General features: G+C 57.6%; 13 protein-coding genes and 1 pseudogene. 9 read left to right on the top strand and 5 right to left on the bottom strand.

What is annotated here, in order from left to right; genetic code table 11:
- Positions 1-125: 125 nt before the first annotated feature.
- From istA to PSTAB_RS11225, 7 genes and pseudogenes are all read left to right on the top strand, one after another.
- Positions 126-1,640 carry an IS21 family transposase gene (istA, locus tag PSTAB_RS11255; RefSeq protein ID WP_013981288.1) on the top strand — a complete coding sequence of 505 codons (1,515 nt, stop codon included), beginning with the start codon at positions 126-128 and terminating at the stop codon, positions 1,638-1,640.
- A 17-nt stretch (positions 1,641-1,657) separates the two neighbouring features.
- Positions 1,658-2,413 carry an IS21-like element helper ATPase IstB gene (gene istB / locus PSTAB_RS11250; RefSeq protein WP_013981287.1) on the top strand — a complete coding sequence of 252 codons (756 nt, stop codon included), beginning with the start codon at positions 1,658-1,660 and terminating at the stop codon, positions 2,411-2,413.
- Between the two features lie 127 nt (positions 2,414-2,540).
- A pseudogene (locus PSTAB_RS11245) lies at positions 2,541-2,909 on the top strand (hypothetical protein); the annotation flags it as partial.
- Positions 2,910-3,071: 162 nt separating this feature from the next.
- Positions 3,072-3,992, top strand: coding sequence for a BrxR family transcriptional regulator (locus PSTAB_RS11240; protein WP_013982996.1), 921 nt, complete (start codon positions 3,072-3,074; stop codon positions 3,990-3,992).
- Positions 3,979-7,533 (top strand): helicase-related protein, encoded by a 3,555-nt coding sequence (locus PSTAB_RS11235; protein ID WP_013982995.1) that lies wholly within the window; start codon positions 3,979-3,981, stop codon positions 7,531-7,533. The genes PSTAB_RS11240 and PSTAB_RS11235 overlap by 14 nt, the downstream gene beginning before the upstream one ends.
- 73 nt (positions 7,534-7,606) lie before the next feature.
- The gene (locus PSTAB_RS11230) at positions 7,607-10,471 is read left to right on the top strand and encodes a DUF1156 domain-containing protein (RefSeq protein WP_041771737.1); all 2,865 of its coding nucleotides are present in this window, start codon (positions 7,607-7,609) and stop codon (positions 10,469-10,471) included.
- Between the two features lie 13 nt (positions 10,472-10,484).
- Positions 10,485-13,316, top strand: a complete 2,832-nt coding sequence (locus PSTAB_RS11225; protein WP_013982993.1) for an ATP-binding protein — start codon at positions 10,485-10,487, stop codon at positions 13,314-13,316.
- A gap of 251 nt (positions 13,317-13,567) precedes the next feature.
- Here PSTAB_RS11225 and PSTAB_RS21785 read toward each other — a convergent pair whose 3' ends face one another.
- The 4 genes from PSTAB_RS21785 to PSTAB_RS11210 form a co-directional block, all read right to left on the bottom strand.
- Positions 13,568-13,735 (bottom strand): hypothetical protein, encoded by a 168-nt coding sequence (locus PSTAB_RS21785; RefSeq protein ID WP_003291475.1) that lies wholly within the window; start codon positions 13,733-13,735, stop codon positions 13,568-13,570.
- Positions 13,736-13,744: 9 nt separating this feature from the next.
- Positions 13,745-14,242 carry a RadC family protein gene (radC, locus tag PSTAB_RS11220; protein WP_013982992.1) on the bottom strand — a complete coding sequence of 166 codons (498 nt, stop codon included), beginning with the start codon at positions 14,240-14,242 and terminating at the stop codon, positions 13,745-13,747.
- Entirely contained in the window at positions 14,214-15,164 is a 951-nt protein-coding gene (locus PSTAB_RS11215) for a recombination directionality factor (protein WP_013982991.1), read from the bottom strand. Before PSTAB_RS11215 ends, radC begins: the two co-directional genes overlap by 29 nt.
- A gap of 91 nt (positions 15,165-15,255) precedes the next feature.
- Complete coding sequence (locus PSTAB_RS11210) at positions 15,256-16,260, bottom strand: YqaJ viral recombinase family nuclease (protein WP_003291452.1); 1,005 nt, start codon at positions 16,258-16,260, stop codon at positions 15,256-15,258.
- 156 nt (positions 16,261-16,416) lie between these two features.
- On the opposite strand from PSTAB_RS11210, the gene vapB reads away from it, so the two are divergent.
- Together vapB and vapC are read left to right on the top strand one after the other, a co-directional pair.
- A complete protein-coding gene (vapB, locus tag PSTAB_RS11205) occupies positions 16,417-16,647 on the top strand; it encodes a type II toxin-antitoxin system VapB family antitoxin (RefSeq protein ID WP_003285520.1) in 231 nt (76 codons plus the stop codon).
- Positions 16,647-17,051, top strand: coding sequence for a type II toxin-antitoxin system tRNA(fMet)-specific endonuclease VapC (gene vapC / locus PSTAB_RS11200; RefSeq protein ID WP_003291451.1), 405 nt, complete (start codon positions 16,647-16,649; stop codon positions 17,049-17,051). The genes vapB and vapC overlap by 1 nt, the downstream gene beginning before the upstream one ends.
- A gap of 83 nt (positions 17,052-17,134) precedes the next feature.
- On the opposite strand, the gene PSTAB_RS11195 is transcribed toward vapC, so the two are convergent.
- Positions 17,135-18,103, bottom strand: a complete 969-nt coding sequence (locus PSTAB_RS11195; protein ID WP_003291450.1) for a DUF932 domain-containing protein — start codon at positions 18,101-18,103, stop codon at positions 17,135-17,137.
- Positions 18,104-18,158 lie beyond the last annotated feature (55 nt).

The raw sequence follows: 18,158 nt of genomic DNA, 5'->3' as shown, positions 1-18,158 counted from the left end.
ACGCGTATCCGACCACTGATTCCACGGCCATCCGGCCACCCAACCGGGTAGGCAGCTACGCAGGATTTCTTCACTACCATCGACCTCTTTTTCGAAGCAGAGAGGTCGTCGTGGAGCGTTTATCCATGCGTAAGATTCGCGAAGTACTTCGTCTCAAGTTCGAGGTCGGGCTATCGGCTCGCCAGATTGCGGTCAGCGTGCAGATCGGTCGTGTCACCGTCGGCGATTACCTCAACCGCTTTGCCGCCAGCGGCCTCAGTTGGCCCTGTTCGTTGTCCGATTCCGAGCTGGAACAGCAGCTGTTCCCACCGGCGCCGGCAGTGCCCAGCGAGCAGCGGCCACTGCCTGATTGGTCTTGGGTGCATGCCGAGCTACGCCGGCCGGGCGTGACCTTGGCGCTGCTCTGGCAGGAGTATCGCCTGAGCCAGCCGAAAGGCTTTCAGTACAGCTGGTTCTGCGAGCACTACCGGGCCTGGCAGGGCAAGCTGGACGTGGTGATGCGCCAGGAGCACCGCGTCGGCGAGAAGTTGTTCGTCGACTACGCCGGGCAGACGGTGCCGGTGATCGACCGCCACAGCGGCGAGATCCGCCAGGCGCAGGTGTTCGTCGCGGTGCTCGGTGCGTCCAGCTACACCTTCGCCGAAGCCACCTGGTCGCAGCAGCTGCCGGACTGGCTGGGCTCGCATACCCGCTGCTTTGCCTTCCTCGGCGGCGTGCCGGAGATCGTGGTGCCGGACAACCTGCGCAGCGCGGTGAGTAAGAGCCATCGCTACGAGCCGGACATCAACCCGAGCTACCGCGATCTGGCCGAGCACTATGGCGTGGCGGTGGTGCCGGCGCGGGCGCGTAAACCGCGCGACAAGGCCAAGGCCGAGGTCGGCGTGCAGGTGGTCGAGCGCTGGATCCTCGCCGCGCTGAGGAATCGGCAGTTCTTCTCCCTGGATGAACTCAACAGCGCCATCGCCTTATTGCTGGAGCGGCTCAACCGACGACCGTTTCGCAAGCTGCCGGGCTCCCGGCAGTCGGCCTTCGAAGCTCTGGATCGTCCGGCGCTGCGCCCCCTGCCGGAGCAACCCTACGTCTACGCCGAGTGGAAGAAGGCGCGGGTGCACATCGACTACCACGTCGAGGTCGATGGGCACTACTACTCGGTGCCGTACCAACTGGTGAAGAAACAACTGGAAGTACGCCTGACAGCGCGCACGGTGGAGTGCTTCCACGCCAATCAGCGGGTGGCCAGTCACCTTCGCTCAATGCACAAGGGCAGGCACAGCACGCAGGCCGAGCACATGCCCAAGAGCCATCGCGAGCATGCCGAGTGGACGCCGCAGCGGCTGATCCGCTGGGCCGAGCAGACCGGGCCGAACACGGCCGGCGTGATCCGGCACATCCTCGAACGGCGCATCCATCCGCAGCAGGGCTACCGGGCCTGCCTGGGCATCCTGCGCCTGGGCAAGACCCATGGCGAAGTGCGCTTGGAGTTGGCCTGCCGTCGCGCCCTCAGCCTCGGCGCGTGCAGCTACAAGAGCCTCGAATCGATCCTGCGCCAGGGGCTGGAAAACCTGCCGTTGGCTCAAGCCAACCTGCCCCTGCTGCCGGACGACCACGCCAACCTGCGCGGCCCCGCCTACTACCACTGACCCCAAGGAATCCCACCATGCTGCCCCATCCGACCCTGGACAAGCTCCAGACCCTGCGCCTGACCGGCATGCTCAAGGCACTCGCCGAGCAACTGAAAACCCCCGACATCAACAGCCTGAGCTTCGAGGAACGCCTCGGCCTGTTGGTCGACCGCGAACTGACCGAACGCGACGACAAGCGCCTCAGCAGCCGCCTGCGCCAGGCCCGGCTCAAGCACAACGCCTGCCTCGAAGACATCGACTACCGCAGCCCGCGCGGGCTGGATAAGGCGCTGATCCTGCAACTGAGCGGCGGCCAGTGGCTACGCGACGGCCTCAACCTGATCATCGGCGGCCCCACCGGCGTGGGTAAAACCTGGCTGGCCTGCGCCCTGGCCCACCAGGCCTGCCGAGAGGGTTACAGCGTGCGTTACCTGCGCTTGCCACGCCTGCTGGAAGAGTTGGGCCTAGCCCACGGCGACGGGCGCTTCGCCAAGCTGATGAGCGGCTATGCCAAGACCGACCTGCTGATCCTTGATGACTGGGGTCTGGCCCCGTTCACCGTTGAACAGCGCCGTGACATGCTGGAGCTACTGGACGACCGCTACGGCCAGCGCTCGACCCTCGTGACCAGCCAAATGCCCGTGGACAACTGGCACGAACTGATCGGCGATCCGACCCTGGCCGATGCCATCCTCGACCGCCTGGTGCACAACGCTTATCGGATCAACCTCAAGGGCGAATCGATGCGCAAACAGACGAAGAAATTGACGACACCGGGCACCTCAGACTAACAATGCAACCCCTGCGTCGCTGCGCTCCGACTGCCCGGCCGGATGGCCGTGGAACAGGTGGCCAGATGGCCGTGGAATGCCTGGCCAGATGAGCGTGGACTGGGTGGCCGGATGGTGTGGAATCCGCAACCTCATCGGCTACACGTACTCAGTGGAGCAGGGCGATCGCAATGATGGCAGCGGCTACCACATCCATGCAGCCTACTACTTCAATGGCAACCAGGTATGCCGGGATGTCTGGAAGGCGATTGAGATCAGTGAGCTATGGGAGGGGGTCACGCGTGGTCAGGGCTATGCCCACAGCTGCAACCATGACAAGGAAGGGTATGGTGACGAGTGCGGCATCGGCCTGATCCAGAGGGAGGATCAGTCGAGACGGCCCCATACGCACTTCGCGATGAAGTACCTGGTCAAGGACGATCAGCACCTGCGCTTGAAGCCTGCAGGGGCGCGTTGCCTGCGTAAGGGGGCTCTGAACCGTGCTCGTCGCGGATAAGTGAATGGCAATGCTACTTGACCTTTGCAGCCATTAACTCAGACCGACGAATGGGCCATACGGGGGAGAGCAATTCTCTTTGCCAATCCACTTGTCAAATTGACGAGTGGGGCGGTTTGAACTAGCATCAGGCCATCAAGGATCAGGCCGCAAGGACGATTGATGCAACACGCCGTACTCGCCGACATATCGCAACCCCAGCAGGAACGCCTGGCATTCATCGAGTTTCGTCTGATGTTTCTCGGTTCTGCCAATCGCCCGGATCTGGCGCGTCGCTTTGGGGTGAGCGAGTCGGCAGCCTCGCGTGACTTTGCTCTCTACCGTCAGTTGGCGCCCAGCAACCTGCATTACGACCGCTCAAGCGCCTTGTACATCCCTGCGCCTGACCTTGCACCACTCTTTCATTATTCTGCTTCCCAGGTACTCACTGCGCTGGCAGAGGGCTTTGGTGATGATTTCGTCGCTACGCCCAGATCCTGGTTGCCATGCGAGCTACCGAGTCGGCTCAATGCGCCTGCAATTGATGTACTGATCCCCGTGGCCAGGGCGCTGTTCAACGGCAACCCTCTGCAAATGGATTACCGTTCCCTTGCCAGTGGTTTAACGCATAAAACCATCGTTCCCCTGGTGCTGGTCGACAACGGCCTGCGTTGGCACCTGCGCGCTTACGAGCCCGAGCAGCAGCGTTATGCTGATTTTGTCCTCAACCGGATGGACCAGGTACAAGTGCTGGCCGGCAGAACAGATCAGTCCGAGCTGCGCCAAGCGGATCAAACCTGGCAGCAAATGTTGCACCTGGAGATCAAGCCGCACCCGCAGTTGAGACATCCAGACACGGTGGCCCATGAATACGCCATGCGCGATGGCAGTTTATCCCTTGAGGTCCGTGCCGCCCTGGCCGGCTACCTGCTTCGCCGCTGGAACGTCGATTGCACTCCCGACCACTGCTTGCAAGGGCCTGAGTATCTGCTGTGGCTGAGCAATGCTGCCCAGCTGCAATCCCAATCTGCTTTGACCATAGCGCCTGGCTTCATGGAAGTAAGCCAGCATAGACACACGGAGGCAATGGATGCTGAAGCTTGAAGAGATCACCAAAGACGCCCAGCTCAGCGGCGTAGTACCCGATCAGATCGTGCGTATCGCACAGGTAGAAAAGGTGGGCGACCACGCCGTCACCATCATCTACCGCGACAGCCAGGGCAAGTTGGGCGAGCAAATGCTGTTTCGTACCGATGAAGCGCGCCTGGAGCTGGCGCAGGCTGGCCGCCCATGGGCCTTTGACGCCAATGGTGAAGACTTCAAGCTGGGTCTTGAGGCCTACCGCATCAGTCAAGCAGCTCTGTTTGATCCGATGATGGCGGTGCATACCTCCAACGTTGATCCGTTGCCGCATCAGATTTCAGCGGTGTATGAAAGCATGTTGCCGCGCCAGCCCCTGCGATATGTCCTGGCCGATGACCCCGGTGCTGGCAAGACCATCATGGCGGGCTTGTTGATCCGCGAGCTACTGATGCGCGCCGATGCCCGGCGTATTCTGATCGTCTCACCTGGCTCCTTGACTGAGCAGTGGCAGGACGAGCTGTTGGAGAAATTCGGCGTCCAGTTCGAGATATTCAGTCGCGAGAAGCAGGAGCAGAGCGCCTCGGGCAATTTCTTCGAGGACCAGGATCAACTCATTTGCCGGCTCGACCAGTTATCGCGCAACGAGGACTACCAGGAAAAACTCAAGAACACCCATTGGGATCTGATCATCGTTGACGAGGCGCACAAACTCTCGGCCAACTACTTCGGCAACAAGGTCAACAAAACCAAGCGCTTTGTATTAGGTGAGCTACTCAGTTCTATTACTCGGCACTTCCTGCTGATGACCGCCACGCCGCACAACGGCAAGGAAGAGGACTTCCAGATCTGGCTGTCATTGCTTGATGGTGATCGCTTCTATGGCAAGTTCCGTGAAGGCGCGCACAAGGTGGATGTCTCCGACATGATGCGCCGCATGGTCAAGGAAGAGCTGTTGAAGTTTGACGGCACGCCCCTGTTCCCCGAGCGCAAGGCCTATACCGCCAGCTATGAATTGTCGTCGCTGGAAGCCTCGCTCTACGAGCAGGTAACCACCTACGTGCGCGAGGAAATGAACCGCGCCGACAAGCTCGATGGCAGCAAGCGCAGCACCATCGGCTTTGCCTTGACCCAGCTACAGCGCCGCTTGGCGTCCAGCCCTGAAGCCATTTACCAGTCCCTCAAGCGCCGTCGCAAGCGCCTTGAGCTGCGCCTGGATGAAACCAAACTACTGGCCCGGGGCGAGTCCATCAACAAGGGATTGCACAGCGCTGAAACCCTCGGCGAGTATGTGGTCAAGAAGAAGCTCGACCTGCCCGACAGCCTGGATGACATCGACGATGAACTCAGCGCCGAGGAATATGAGCTCTACACCGAGCAGGTAGTGGATCAGGCCTCTGCGGCTGAAACCATTCCCGAACTGGAAGCCGAAATCCTGATCCTCAAGGACCTGGAGCATCAGGCCCACCAGCTGGTGGAGTCGGGTAACGACAAAAAGTGGGAACAGCTGTCCAGCCTGCTGCAAGACAAGCCGGAAATGTTCCTCGCCTCGGGTTCCCGGCGCAAGCTGATCATCTTCACTGAGCACAAGGACACGTTGAATTACCTGGTAGCGCGCATCCAGAATATGCTCGGCAACCCCAATGCCGTGCGCGTCATCTATGGCGGCACCAACCGCGACGAGCGCCGCAAGGTACAGGAAGAGTTCCGCAACGATCCTGAAGTCACCGTACTCATCGCGACCGATGCAGCGGGCGAGGGCGTCAACCTGCAAAACGCCAACCTGATGGTCAACTATGACCTGCCCTGGAATCCCAACCGCCTTGAACAGCGCTTTGGCCGTATTCACCGGATTGGTCAGACCGAGGTTTGCCACTTGTGGAACATCATTGCCGCGGGCACCCGTGAAGGTGAGGTTTTCCAGAAGTTGTTCGAGAAGATCGAAATCGAGCGCGCCGCACTCGGTGGCAAGGTATTTGACGTGCTCGGTGAAGCCTTTGAGGAAGTCTCCCTCAAGGATCTGTTGATCGAGGCCATTCGTTACGGCGACGCCCCGGAAACACGCGCCAAGATGAATCAGGTGATCGAAGGCGCCCTGGACACCGAACACCTGCGCGACATCCTCAAGCGCAACGCCCTGGCCGAGCAGCACATGGGGCTGGAAGACCTCTATGCCGTCAAAGACGAAATGGAAAAGGCCGAGGCGCGCAAGCTGCAACCCTATTTCATTCGTGCTTTCTTCACTGAAGCCTTTGCCCGGCTGGGCGGCGAGCTGCGCCCCCGGGAAACGGGTCGCTATGAGGTCAAGCATGTACCGGCGGTCATTCGTGAGCGCGATCGGGTGATCAGCGAAACCCGCACCCCGGTGCTGCGCAAGTACGAACGCGTCTGCTTTGAAAAAGGCCACACCCGCCTGCCGGGCAAGCCTATGGCTGACCTGATCCACCCAGCGCACCCGCTGATGCACGCCACCACCGACCTGATATTGCAGAGCAACCGACCACGGTTGAAGCAGGGCGCAGTGCTGATTGATCCGGCGGATGACAGCCTGGAGCCCAAGGTGCTGTTTATGATCGAGCACAACGTGCGCGAGAGCACCACAGACAGTCGCGGCAACCAGCCTGTGGTATCGCGTCGCCTGCAATTTGTGCAGATCGACCAGCAAGGCAATGCTGTCAATGCGGGCTGGGCACCGCATCTGGATTTGCAGCCCATCGATGACTACGACCGCAAACTGGTCAGTGACATCCTGCAAGCGCCCTGGCTGAATCAGAATCTTGAGGTCCTGGCCCTGCAACAGGCATCCCGGCACCTGGTGCCGGAGCATTACAGCGAAGTGAAAGCCCGCCGTGAGCGCCAGGCCGACAAGATCCTCGCCGCCGTGCATGAGCGACTGGTCAAGGAGATCAGCTACTGGTCAGACCGCTACATGAAGCTGACCGATGATGTTGCCGCTGGCAAGCAGCCACGGCTTCAGCCGCATAATGCCAAACGTACCGTTGATGAGCTGACGGCCCGGCTGCAACAGCGTACTGCCGAGCTAAGCGCGATGAAAAACGTGGTGTCCAGTACCCCGGTGGTGATGGGTGGCGCCTTGGTCATCCCCCAGGGCTTGCTGTCTGCGCGCAAGGGTGAAACCCAGTTCAGTGTGGATGCCGCGGCGCGTGCCCGCGTTGAACGTGTAGCCATGCAAGCGGTGATCAGTGCCGAACAGGCACTAGGGCATGAGATCAAGGATGTCAGCGCCGAGAAATGCGGCTGGGATGTGACTGCTCGTCCGCCCGTCAGACCTGACGGCTCACTACCGACGGATCGGCACATCGAAGTCAAAGGCCGCGCCAAGGGGCAGAGCACCATCACCGTCACCCGTAACGAGATTATCTATGGGCTGAACCAGGCGGATAAATTCATACTGGCCATTGTGGTTGTCGATGGCGATGCCTTTGAAGGGCCTTACTACATTCGCAACCCGTTCAGCAGCGAGCCGGATTTTGGCGTGGCCAGCATCAACTACAGCCTTGATGAGTTGCTATCTAAGGCCGTTATGCCCGAGGCATTGCCATGATGCCCCATTCAGTCAACAGACTTTCAAACCCTTTCGTTTTATTTTGCGCCAGCCTTTGGCCCGAGTACTGCTAATGCATCCGATCAAATCTCCCAAAAAACTTATCGAAGTTGCGCTGCCATTGGACGACATCAATGGATTTTCATCATCTGAAAAATCAATTCGCCTAGGGCACCCTTCAAATCTCCATCTTTGGTGGGCTAGGCGCCCGTTTGTAACTGCACGGGCTATACTTTTCGCTCAGTTAGTCAATGATCCTGGGGGGGAAAGAGGGTGGAGTAAAGGGAAAACTAAGGCTCAAGCTGAGTCAGAGCGGGAGGAGTTGTTCGATATTCTACGAGAGTTGTCTGATTTCAATAACTCAAACAAAAAAAGCCTTTTTAAGCGTGCTCGAACTAAAATACTTGAGTCATGGAAAGAGAGTTGTGCATTAAACCCTGCTTTGAATTGGAACGAAGCCTTGCTCCCTGAGTTTCATGATCCTTTTTCAGGTGGTGGTTCTATCCCTCTCGAGGCGCAGAGATTGGGGTTGGCTGTGCATGCAACAGATATCAACCCTATTTCAGTTTCAATTAACAAAGGCCTTACCTATTATCCAGCACTTTTTTCGGAAGTTTCGCCTGTTGGTCCGATACCAAAAAATGAAAAACAAGCTGTTTTTGATCGGGAATACAGTGGTGCTCATGGACTGTCTGAAGATGTAAAAAGATATGCTCACGTTGTTTATCGTCGAGCAAAAGATAAATTGCAAAGATATTACCCAGAAATAAAGCTTTCTGAAAGTTTGGGTGGCTCCGATCACGATGGGCTCCCAGTGGTTTCTTACGTCTGGGCTAGAACGGTTAGAAGCCCTAGTCCAGCTTTCAGTAATATTCATGTTCCTTTGATGACAAATTTCTTTCTTTGTTCCAAGAAGGGGAGGCAGGTATGGGCTGAGATAGAAAAGAATGGTTCAGGGTACAGATTTAAAGTAATTCATGGCGTCCCTTCAGACCCTGCTACATTAAAGAAAGGCACAAAACAATCAAGGGGGGCTAATTTTGAATGCATACTTTCTGGCGCACCAATAACTTCTAATTATGTCCGCGAGCAAGGATTAATGGGTGAGCTTGGTGCGAAGCTGATAGCAATAGTCGCTTTGGGGAGAAAGGGTCGTGTTTACATTGATCCTTCTGAATATGATGAAGAGATAGCTAGAAGTGCTAAGCCAGAAACTCCTCCGGATGTTGAGTTGTCGAAACATTCCCAATATATGGGAACGATTTCTTATGGGCTAACAAAGCATTCGGACCTGTATACAAAACGACAGTTGTTGGCATTGGAAACTTTCTGTGAGCTGATCAAAGAGGTTCGGAGTGAGGTTGAAAAAGATGCTCTACACTGCTCAAAATTTATCGCCTCTTATGGGGAAAGCTTTTCTTCAGTTTATGCAGATGCCATAGTTCATTACTTGGCTTTTTCGCTAGGAAAGTTAGCGGATATAAACAATTCTCTTGCCGCATGGGGGCATATTCAAGAATGTCCCTTGCACTTATTTACTCGGCAAGCTATACCAATGGCATGGGACTTTGCAGAAGCAAATCCAATAGGAACTTCATCAGGTTCTTGGTTAACCGTGAGCAAGGGGGTGCAGCGGGGCATTATTAGCATTGGGCAAACGGCTACTGATGGTTCGCCTGCGCATGTGAGGCAAATGAATGCGGTTGAAAATAATGTTGCTAACGCAATTATTTCTTGTGATCCCCCTTATTATGACAACGTTCCATATTCTGATCTTTCAGATTTCTTTTATATTTGGGAGAGACGTATTCTCAAGGAAGTAGACCGAGATTTGTTTAGCACTATCACTACGCCGAAGGAGCAAGAGCTTGTAGCAGATTTTAAACGCTGGGGTGGGAAAGATCAGGCTCAAAATTTCTTCACAAGTGGTATGCTTCTAGCAATACAGAAATTGGCCGAAAACACTCACCCTGCTTTCCCTGTAACAATTTATTATGCTTTCAAGCAGTCAGAAACCAAAGACGACTCTACTAAATCAACAGGCTGGGAAACTTTTCTTGAGTCAGTTATTCAGGGCGGATTTAAGATAACAGGTACCTGGCCTCTGAGAACAGAGCGTGCTGCCCGGATGCGAGGTCAGGGATCAAATGCGTTAGCTTCATCAATTGTTTTGGTCTGTCGAACGCGTAAACTCGATGCTGAATCAATTTCTCGTCGCGACTTCCAGCGCCAGCTTCGGGAGGGGATGCCGGAGGCCCTGGAGGCGATGATTGGTGGTGAAACCGGCCAGACGCCCATTGCTCCGGTGGATCTGGCTCAGTCTGCAATTGGCCCCGGTATGGCTATCTATTCCAAATATGCCGCCGTGCTCAATCAGGATGGTTCACGCATGAGCGTGCATGACGCACTGATCATGATCAATCGCGCCATCAGCGATTATCTGAACCCAGACAGCGGCAGCTTTGATGCCGATACCCTGTTCTGCGATGACTGGTTTGCCCAGTACGGCTGGAGTGCAGGTGCCTTCGGTGATGCAAACACATTGGCTCAGGCGAAAGGCACCTCAGTGGATGGCGTGCATTCTGCCGGAGTGATCGAATCCGGTAGCGGCAAGGTGCGTCTGCTCAAGTGGAGCGAGTACCCCAGTGACTGGGACCCACGAAATGATACGCGCACCCCGGTCTGGGAGGCCTGCCACCAGATGATCCGCGCTCTCAATCAGCAGGGCGAAGCCGCCGCTGGCGCCTTGCTGGCGCGTATGCCAGAGCAGGGCGAACCCATCCGCCAACTGGCCTACCACCTGTACACCCTCTGCGAGCGCAAGAAATGGGCTGAAGAAGCCCGCGCCTACAACGAACTGATCGGCTCCTGGCACGCCATCGTCGCTGCCTCGCACGACACCGGTCACCGTGACGAACAGATCGGACTGGAACTCTGAAAGGATACTGACAATGAGCTTGAAGCCCTGGCGTGAGATTGCGCAACCGCACAAAGATGTCCTCGAAGGCACCTTCAAACAATCCGAGTTCGCCGCGGATATTTCTCAGGTTGCTGCCGGTACTGCACCAGCTGAATACCAGGATGCGGAGAAGTTTTTCGCCCGTACATTTATTACCGAAGGTATGCGCCTGCTGCTGTTGTCGGTAGCCCAGCGTTTGGTTGGGCAGGGCGGTGATCCGGTCATTCAGCTGCAAACCGCCTTTGGTGGCGGTAAGACCCACACCATGCTGGCGGTGTATCACCTGGCCTCGCGCAAGGTCGCCACCAGCGCTCTGGAAGGCATACCGCCTATTCTGGATGATGCGGGTATCACGGATTTGCCCCAAGCCAAGGTGGCGGTGATTGACGGCATCGCCCTGGCACCCAGCCAGGAGCTGGTAAAAAAGAACGGCCAGAAGGTCACAACACTGTGGGGCGAGCTAGCCTGGCAACTGCTGGGTGAAGAAGGCCTTGCCATGGTGCGCGAGTCGGACGAGCAAGGTACTTCGCCGGGCAAGCGTTTGCTGGTTGAGCTGCTACAAAAGGCGGCGCCCTGCGTGGTGCTGATCGACGAGCTGGTGGCCTTCCTGCGTCAGTTTGAACCGGGTAAGAGCTACCGTGCCGGTACCTTTGACTCCAACCTGACCTTTATCCAGGCGCTGACTGAAGCGATGAAAGCAGTGCCTAACGCGATATTGCTGGCGTCGTTGCCGGAGTCGGAAGTAGAGGTGGGTGGCACCACAGGCCAGCGGGCGCTGAACTCACTGGAGAAGTACTTTGCCCGGGTCGAGTCAGTCTGGAAACCAGTGGCCTCGGAAGAAGCCTTTGAAATCGTGCGGCGTCGGCTGTTCGAGACCGCTGGCGAGCAGGCTCACGTTGAAGGTATCTGCCGCCAGTTTGCCGATTTTTATCGCAACAACAGCAGCAAGTTCCCGCTGGAAACCCAGTCCAATGTTTATTTCGAGCGGCTGTGTAAATCCTATCCGATCCATCCGGAAATCTTTGACCGCCTCTATGAGGACTGGTCGACCCTGGACAAGTTTCAGCGCACGCGTGGCGTCTTGCAGTACATGGCTATCGTCATTCACCGGCTGTGGAACTCGGACAACCGTGACGCCCTGATCATGCCGGGTTCGATTGCCCTGGATGACAGCAACGTGCGTGACAAGAGCATTCATTACCTGCCCCAGGGCTGGGAGCCGGTGATCGAGCGTGAAGTGGATGGCCCGCGCTCGGAGCCCTACGAGATTGATAGCCGGGATACCCGTTTTGGTAGCGTACAGGCGGCACGCCGCTCCATGCGCACCATCTTTCTGGGTAGCGCTCCCTCGGGGACTGGCCAGATGGTCAAGGGTATTCAGGTTGAGCGTATTCTGCTGGGCTCGGTTCAGCCGGAGCAGACCATCGGCGTGTTTGAGGATGTGCTGAAGCGTCTGCGTGATCGACTGCATTACCTGTATGCCGAGCAGGACCGCTTCTGGTTGGATACCAAGCCGAACCTGCGCCGCGAGATGGAAAGCCGTATCCAGAACATCAGCACCCGTGAGCAGCTGATTCCGCTGCTGCGCGACAAGGTACGCAATGTCTTTGCCACCAACCACAGCTTTGCCGGCATTCACGTTTTCACCCCGTCAACGGATGTGCCCGATGAGTACGGTAATGGCCCTCGCTTGGTAGTGTTGCCGCCAGATGCTGGTTACAGCCGCGTCGATGGCAAGGCCGCACAGACCGCCGCTGAGGAAATCCTGACCAAACGTGGCGATCAGCCACGGCAAAAACGCAACCGTCTGATCTTCCTGGCGCCAGACTACGACGTGGTCAGCCGCCTGAAAGAGGCCGGGCGGATCTTTATCGCCTGGCAAGAAATAGTCGCGGACATTGACGAGGGTAAGCTCAACCTCGACCTGTTCCAGGCCAAGCAGGCAAAGAAAAACCGCGACGGTGCCGAGCAGACGCTCAAACAGGTTGTGCGCGATTGCTATAAGTGGCTGCTATGCCCATCCGAGGACTTTGTCGGTGGTAAGCCGCAACTGCGTTGGGAAGGCGTAATCGTCTCCAGCGCGGCCACCAGCCTGATTGCCGAGATTGAAAACAAGCTCAAGGAAGAGGAGTGGCTGGTCACTGACTGGAGCCCAGTACACCTGAAGAACCTGTTGGAAAAATGGTACTTCCGCGATGGCGGTAAAGATGTCAGTGCCCTCAAGGTGTATCAGGACTGCTGCCATTATCTCTACATGCCGCGCCTGCTCAACGACAACGTGTTCAAGGCTACTTTGACCAAGGGTCTGGCCACGGCAGACTACTTCGGCTTTGCTGCGGGGCGTGATGGCGATAAATACCTGGGCTTCATCTTCGAGCGCGACACCATGGTCACCCTCGATACCGACGCCCTGTTGATCCAGCAGGATGCGGCTATTGCCTACCGTGAAGCGACCAAGCCGGTACCCCAGCCCCAGGTCCCAACGGCCAGCGAAGGCGACAAGGGAGACTATGCCGGCACAACACCCACAACCGCTGCACCAACAGCTCCCGCTGCGCCTGGCTCAACTGTGGCGCCCACCGCAGCGATCAAGAAGCGTTTTTACGGCAGTATCAATATCGACCCGGTCAAAGCCAAAATGGATTTTGCCCAGATCTATGACGAGATTGTGGAGCAGTTCAGCTCACGCCTGGGCGTGGATGTGCGCATCTCCATCGAGATTGAGGCGAACAGCACCACCGGCTTTGACGAGTCATTGCAGCGCACGATCAAGGAAAACTGCAATGTGCTGCGGTTTGGCGAGGCGGAGTTTGAGGGGGAGTAGCAATTTGGTCAGTATCTGAGCGTTATGACAATTCTCTGCCGAAAGCCAGGATGTGGGAGCAAATTTGCTTGAGGCTACGAGGCCTGCCAATTGATGGGGCTGGGTTAAAACTTTGCCTGTGGGGATCATCTTGCAGTCGAGCGCGAGCACCGGGAGCGGGCCAAGAAGTTTCACCTCGCCATACTGAAAAAAGAAATATGTCCTTAGCCATGGGCAGCCTCTCGGCTGCCCATTTTGGATTTAGTTCATTGTTACGATTCGGCGTTTAGCTTCCGGTAGATCCAGCACGCCAACACCACGGCAATCAGCAATGGTGGAAAGCGCACCATCAGAATCACCAGCAGCAGTACCGCTAAGCAGCCTGCCAAGATCCCGGCAAACATGAACGCAGCTGCGAACGTGCGTAGCAATTGCTTCATATCGCCTCCTTAGAGGTATCCCCGTTCGGCCAGTGACACGCAGCCTTCGTTCCCCACCACAACGTGATCGAGCGTTCTAACTCCGACCAGATTCAGCGCGTCCTGCAGTTTTGTGGTGAGATTGCGATCCGCCATGCTGGGCTCAGGGTCTCCCGAAGGGTGGTTGTGCACCAGGATCAGGGCAGCGGCGTTGTGCTCCAGGGCGAGCTTCACGACCTCCCGTGGGTAGACGCTGGCGCTATCCAGCGTGCCGCGAAACACTTCCTCAAATGCGATCACTCGGTGCCGGCTGTCGAGCATGAGCAGGGCAAATACTTCATGCTCATAGTTGGCCAGCAATGTTTGCAGGTGGCAGAACACGTCCTTGGGGGAAGTCAGTGCTCGGCCCTTGCGCAGGCGCAGACTGGCCAGTTGCTTGGCCATCAGCAGGATGTCGTTTTCCGTCACCGGCGACTCGACCAGGTAGGTGCCTGTCGTGTCACTGGCTTTCAGCTTGTGCAGGCGCATGGCGGCCTCCTTGGTTTTGGTCTGTGGGTGGGGTTTGACGTGCAGCCTGTGCATCGAGCTTTTCAGCCAGGCTGGGTTTGGTGGGGTTGAGTTGAGACATTGTTGCTACAGCAGTGGCTTCACCCTCGGGGTAGAACTCATCGACGATGGCGCCGACATCCTCCTCGCTGTCCTCGAACGCACCGTTGCCGAAGCCGCGTCGTGCCGCCTCATCCAAAGCGGCCTGATTGAAGCCTGCAGCCTGACGTCGTGAATCGAGTTCATTGGCTGTCACCAATGCTTCGGCCATTTCCATGCCACCGCGTACCGTCAGGTCGGCGTAGAAGATCGGCGTGCCATGACTCTGGCGTGTCGACTTGCCACGCAGACGTAGTTCCAGTGGCAGGCAGGCCAGGCGGTTGCCCGAGATGGCCTGGAAGTAATGCAGGCGCGCGGCCAGGGTGCGGATGCTGTTAAAACCGGTGGTACGGAACACGAAGCTGCCCAGCGGATCCTCATCGCCAATGACTACGTTCAGTCGGCCGTAGGGCTTGCAGGCACTGCCTTTGGCCAGTGGGCAGGCATCCGGTGAAGGGCAGGGCAGCGACTGCATGCCGTCCTGTGTGACCCGCTTACAGGTCTCGCCATTACCGACGCAAACCGGTCGACCCGATTGCCGGTCGAACAGCGTGTAGTCAGCCCGGAAATTCAGCTCCGGTTCGTTGAACAGCAGGCGTACCGGAATGCTGCGCAGCTTGTCGTCCTTGCCCTGACGTAGCTCGTCATTGAGCGGGTGCAGCAGCCAGCCGTCCTTACCCTGCACCTGGGATGTGATGGTGAATTGGTCATCCTTCTCCGGCAGCCGTTTGCCGTTCTTCTCGATGACCTTACCGATGGAAATCCGCCCGAGTACCGGTGGAGTGATAGCCAGACCTTTGAGCATGGTAATTCTCCTGGAAATGAAAAAAGGCCAGCCACGCAGTGCGAACTGCATGGACTGGCCAAGGGGAGGGAAGGGATGAATGAGGTTGGTTTCAGCCGACCAGGAAGCGCCGTGCACCCGGTTTCAGCAGTGGGTATTTGGTCTGCAGGTAGGGCTTGTCCTTGAGCAGTTGAGCGACATCGAGGCCGATGCTGTCCTTGGCTTTGCGCCAGCTGACATAGCCGCTGGAAAACTCCGCTCTGCTGGCATCGCCCATGGCCTGCTGCAGCATCTGCTTTAGCTCAGCCTCGCGTTTTTCCTTGTCGGCAATCGACTGACGAACAGCCCTCAGCTCGACGTAAGCCGCGCTGAGCCCGGCATGCTGGGTGAAGTCGACGACTTGGCCGTTGTCCTCCGGGTAGAGGCAGCGCAGTGCTGACTCTGCCGAAGCGGTGCCATCAGCCGGTGGCGGCGTATCAGTCTCCACGTAGTGCCAGAACTGGCGCTCCAGCTCGATCAGGCGAGCGATCATCTGCTCATCCCGCTCGATGCGGTGGATCTCCAGCGTCTGACCACCCAGCAGTACCGCCACATCCGCCGCCTGCTTGCCGGTGACGGCGAGCTGGTGCATCACCTGCAGTTGCACATACTCGGGTACGCCCTCTTTCCAGAGGCGTGCGCCGTTTATGCCGGCTGTCTTGCATTCGAGGATTTGCACGCCATCGGCCCCGATCACCTCGCGGTCGATGTTGGCCAGCATCCAGGGCAGCTCCGGATCCGGATGCTGCAGTACGGCGTTGATGCGCCGTACCTTGTTCTTCGTGCGCTTGCTGTAATGCCAGGCCACGATGGGCTCCAGCACGTTGCCCCAGTACATCGGGCTTTCCTCATCGTGCGGGTCGGCCTTGGGCAATGTGGTGTCGCGGCCGGTTTTTTCCATCCACAACTCCAGCTGCGATTTATACGGATTGAGGCCGACGGCTGCGCCGGCATCCGAGCTGCCGATGCCTTGCTTGCGGATCTGCAGCCAGTCCTCACGGGGCAATTCCTTGGTGCTGATCAGGCGTAGGGCTGGGCGGGGTTTGCTGGGGCTGCGGTTCAATGAAGTGGCTTTCATCATGTTTCTCCTGCAGGCATAAAAACGCCCAGCCAGCACAAGGCTGACCGGGCGGTTATGGTGGTAGGTGGATGGCTAGTTGGGGATATGCCGTTGACATATCCCGCTTGATTGACACAATGGGCTATACGCAAGGCATATCCCGGGGAGGTTTCCATGGAACAAGGTGCAGTTTTTCAGAGCAACCGCAGTCAGGCGGTGCGTTTGCCCAAGGCGGTTGCGCTGCCTGAGGATGTGAAGCGGGTGGATGTAGTGGTAGTTGGTCGAGCCCGAATCATCACGCCGGCAGGCGAGGCCTGGGACGTCTGGTTCGATGGCGAAGGTGTGACCGCTGACTACATGGCGGATCGCGAGCAGCCTGCAGATCAAGAGCGGGATGCGTTCTGATGCTGAAGTACATGCTTGATACCAACATGTGCATTTTCACGATCAAGAATCGTCCTGAGCAGGTGCGGGAAGCCTTCAAGCGCCATTCAGGGCAGCTGAGCATCAGCACTGTCACCCTGATGGAGCTTATTTACGGCGCCGAGAAGTCCGCTAATCCCGAGCGTAATCTGGCGGACGTTGAAGGTTTCGCTGCGCGCCTGGAAGTACTGCCTTACGACGCTCAGGCAGCGGCTCATTCCGGGCAATTGCGAGCTGAGTTGGCTCGTATCGGCAAGCCTATTGGCCCGTATGATCAGATGATTGCAGGACACGCACGTGCCCAGGGACTGATTCTGGTCACGAATAATCTTCGTGAATTCGAGCGAGTACCGGGTTTGCGCGTCGAGGATTGGGTGAGCGCCTGAGTAAGGGCGATCATTTAACGCAGAGCAGCTGAACCCCTGATCACCCTTGTGGCGATCAGGGGCTGTGTTTATGCCGCATCAGCTTAAGCGGCGAGCTGCAGCGCTGCGTCCAAGGCGCGTTGCTTGATCTGCGCGCCCTGGCCGAACCAGGCTGAGTCGAGGCGATACTCAGTGCTGCGCGCCCGGCGCTCGTGATCGACGTACTCGGTGACGGCATTGAGGAGGCCCCAGGCGGTGCCACGTGCCGAGTCGAGCTGACTGCCACGGCCACGACCTTCGTACAGCTCCTGAACTTTGCGCAGAGCGCGCTCGTTCGGCAGCTGTTCAGGAAGCGGACCGGTCGGGCTGGTTTCACACATCACGTTCATGAAGAAGCCCAGTGCCTCATGCCACTGCACCTTGCGTTCAGCCAGGTAGCGCATGCGGTACATGAAGTCGTCCCATTGCGAGACGGCGACACCAAGCTGCTTCTTCACCAGCTCACCATCGAAGCGGGTGCTGTGCGGCACCTTGATCGCACGGCTGGTGCCGTCCAGGGCGATGGTGAGGGTGTTGTTGCAGACCACGCGAATGGTGGTGGGCGTTGCCGTGGTGGCCAGAGTGCCGTCGCAGGAAGTGGCCAACAGTAGGTAGCCATTTACCTGGTCGTTACCCTTGAGTGCAGCGCCCTGGCCGGTGCGTGCCAGCGCCCAGAACTTGCGACCCCCCTTGAGCACGCCAGCAGTTTCCAGCTCGTAGCCGGAGACCTCGGTCAGGTCGCGATAAAACTCCAAGACATCCTTTGGCTGCACGGTGTGATAGCGCTGCGAGACCACCGACAGCGGTGCCTTGGTGTCCGAGCGGTAGAGCACTTTCTGTTCCGGGAATGAGTGGATCGCGCCCAGATGGCCGATGGCATCCGACTTGAAATGCACAGGGCTTTCCAGGATCTGCCAGTCCATGCCGGCTTCGCGTTGCCAGACTTCGATGGGTTGTTTCTGCGGCAGGTTGTTGCCCAGACCGTGCCACGGGGTAGCGCCAGCGTAGGCCATGGTTTCGATGAGATGAGCCATTACAATACTCCTTCTACGTATGTATACGTAATAACGTTTCGTATATCGGTACGAT

Source organism: Stutzerimonas stutzeri (assembly GCF_000219605.1).
Classification (GTDB): Bacteria; Pseudomonadota; Gammaproteobacteria; order Pseudomonadales; family Pseudomonadaceae; genus Stutzerimonas; species Stutzerimonas stutzeri.
The sequence above is the reverse complement of the archived record's forward strand: the minus strand, read 5'-3'. Positions and strand labels throughout refer to the sequence as shown.

Coding starts and splice junctions, on each gene's coding strand:
- PSTAB_RS11210 (WP_003291452.1), bottom strand. CDS start 16,260: ATGAAAGCCACTTCATTGAACCGCAGCCCCAGCAAACCCCGCCCAGCC.
- PSTAB_RS11235 (WP_013982995.1), top strand. CDS start 3,979: ATGCTGAAGCTTGAAGAGATCACCAAAGACGCCCAGCTCAGCGGCGTA.
- PSTAB_RS11225 (WP_013982993.1), top strand. CDS start 10,485: ATGAGCTTGAAGCCCTGGCGTGAGATTGCGCAACCGCACAAAGATGTC.
- PSTAB_RS21785 (WP_003291475.1), bottom strand. CDS start 13,735: ATGAAGCAATTGCTACGCACGTTCGCAGCTGCGTTCATGTTTGCCGGG.
- vapB (WP_003285520.1), top strand. CDS start 16,417: ATGGAACAAGGTGCAGTTTTTCAGAGCAACCGCAGTCAGGCGGTGCGT.
- istA (WP_013981288.1), top strand. CDS start 126: ATGCGTAAGATTCGCGAAGTACTTCGTCTCAAGTTCGAGGTCGGGCTA.
- PSTAB_RS11195 (WP_003291450.1), bottom strand. CDS start 18,103: ATGGCTCATCTCATCGAAACCATGGCCTACGCTGGCGCTACCCCGTGG.
- vapC (WP_003291451.1), top strand. CDS start 16,647: ATGCTGAAGTACATGCTTGATACCAACATGTGCATTTTCACGATCAAG.
- PSTAB_RS11230 (WP_041771737.1), top strand. CDS start 7,607: ATGCATCCGATCAAATCTCCCAAAAAACTTATCGAAGTTGCGCTGCCA.
- PSTAB_RS11240 (WP_013982996.1), top strand. CDS start 3,072: ATGCAACACGCCGTACTCGCCGACATATCGCAACCCCAGCAGGAACGC.
- istB (WP_013981287.1), top strand. CDS start 1,658: ATGCTGCCCCATCCGACCCTGGACAAGCTCCAGACCCTGCGCCTGACC.
- radC (WP_013982992.1), bottom strand. CDS start 14,242: ATGCGCCTGCACAAGCTGAAAGCCAGTGACACGACAGGCACCTACCTG.
- PSTAB_RS11215 (WP_013982991.1), bottom strand. CDS start 15,164: ATGCTCAAAGGTCTGGCTATCACTCCACCGGTACTCGGGCGGATTTCC.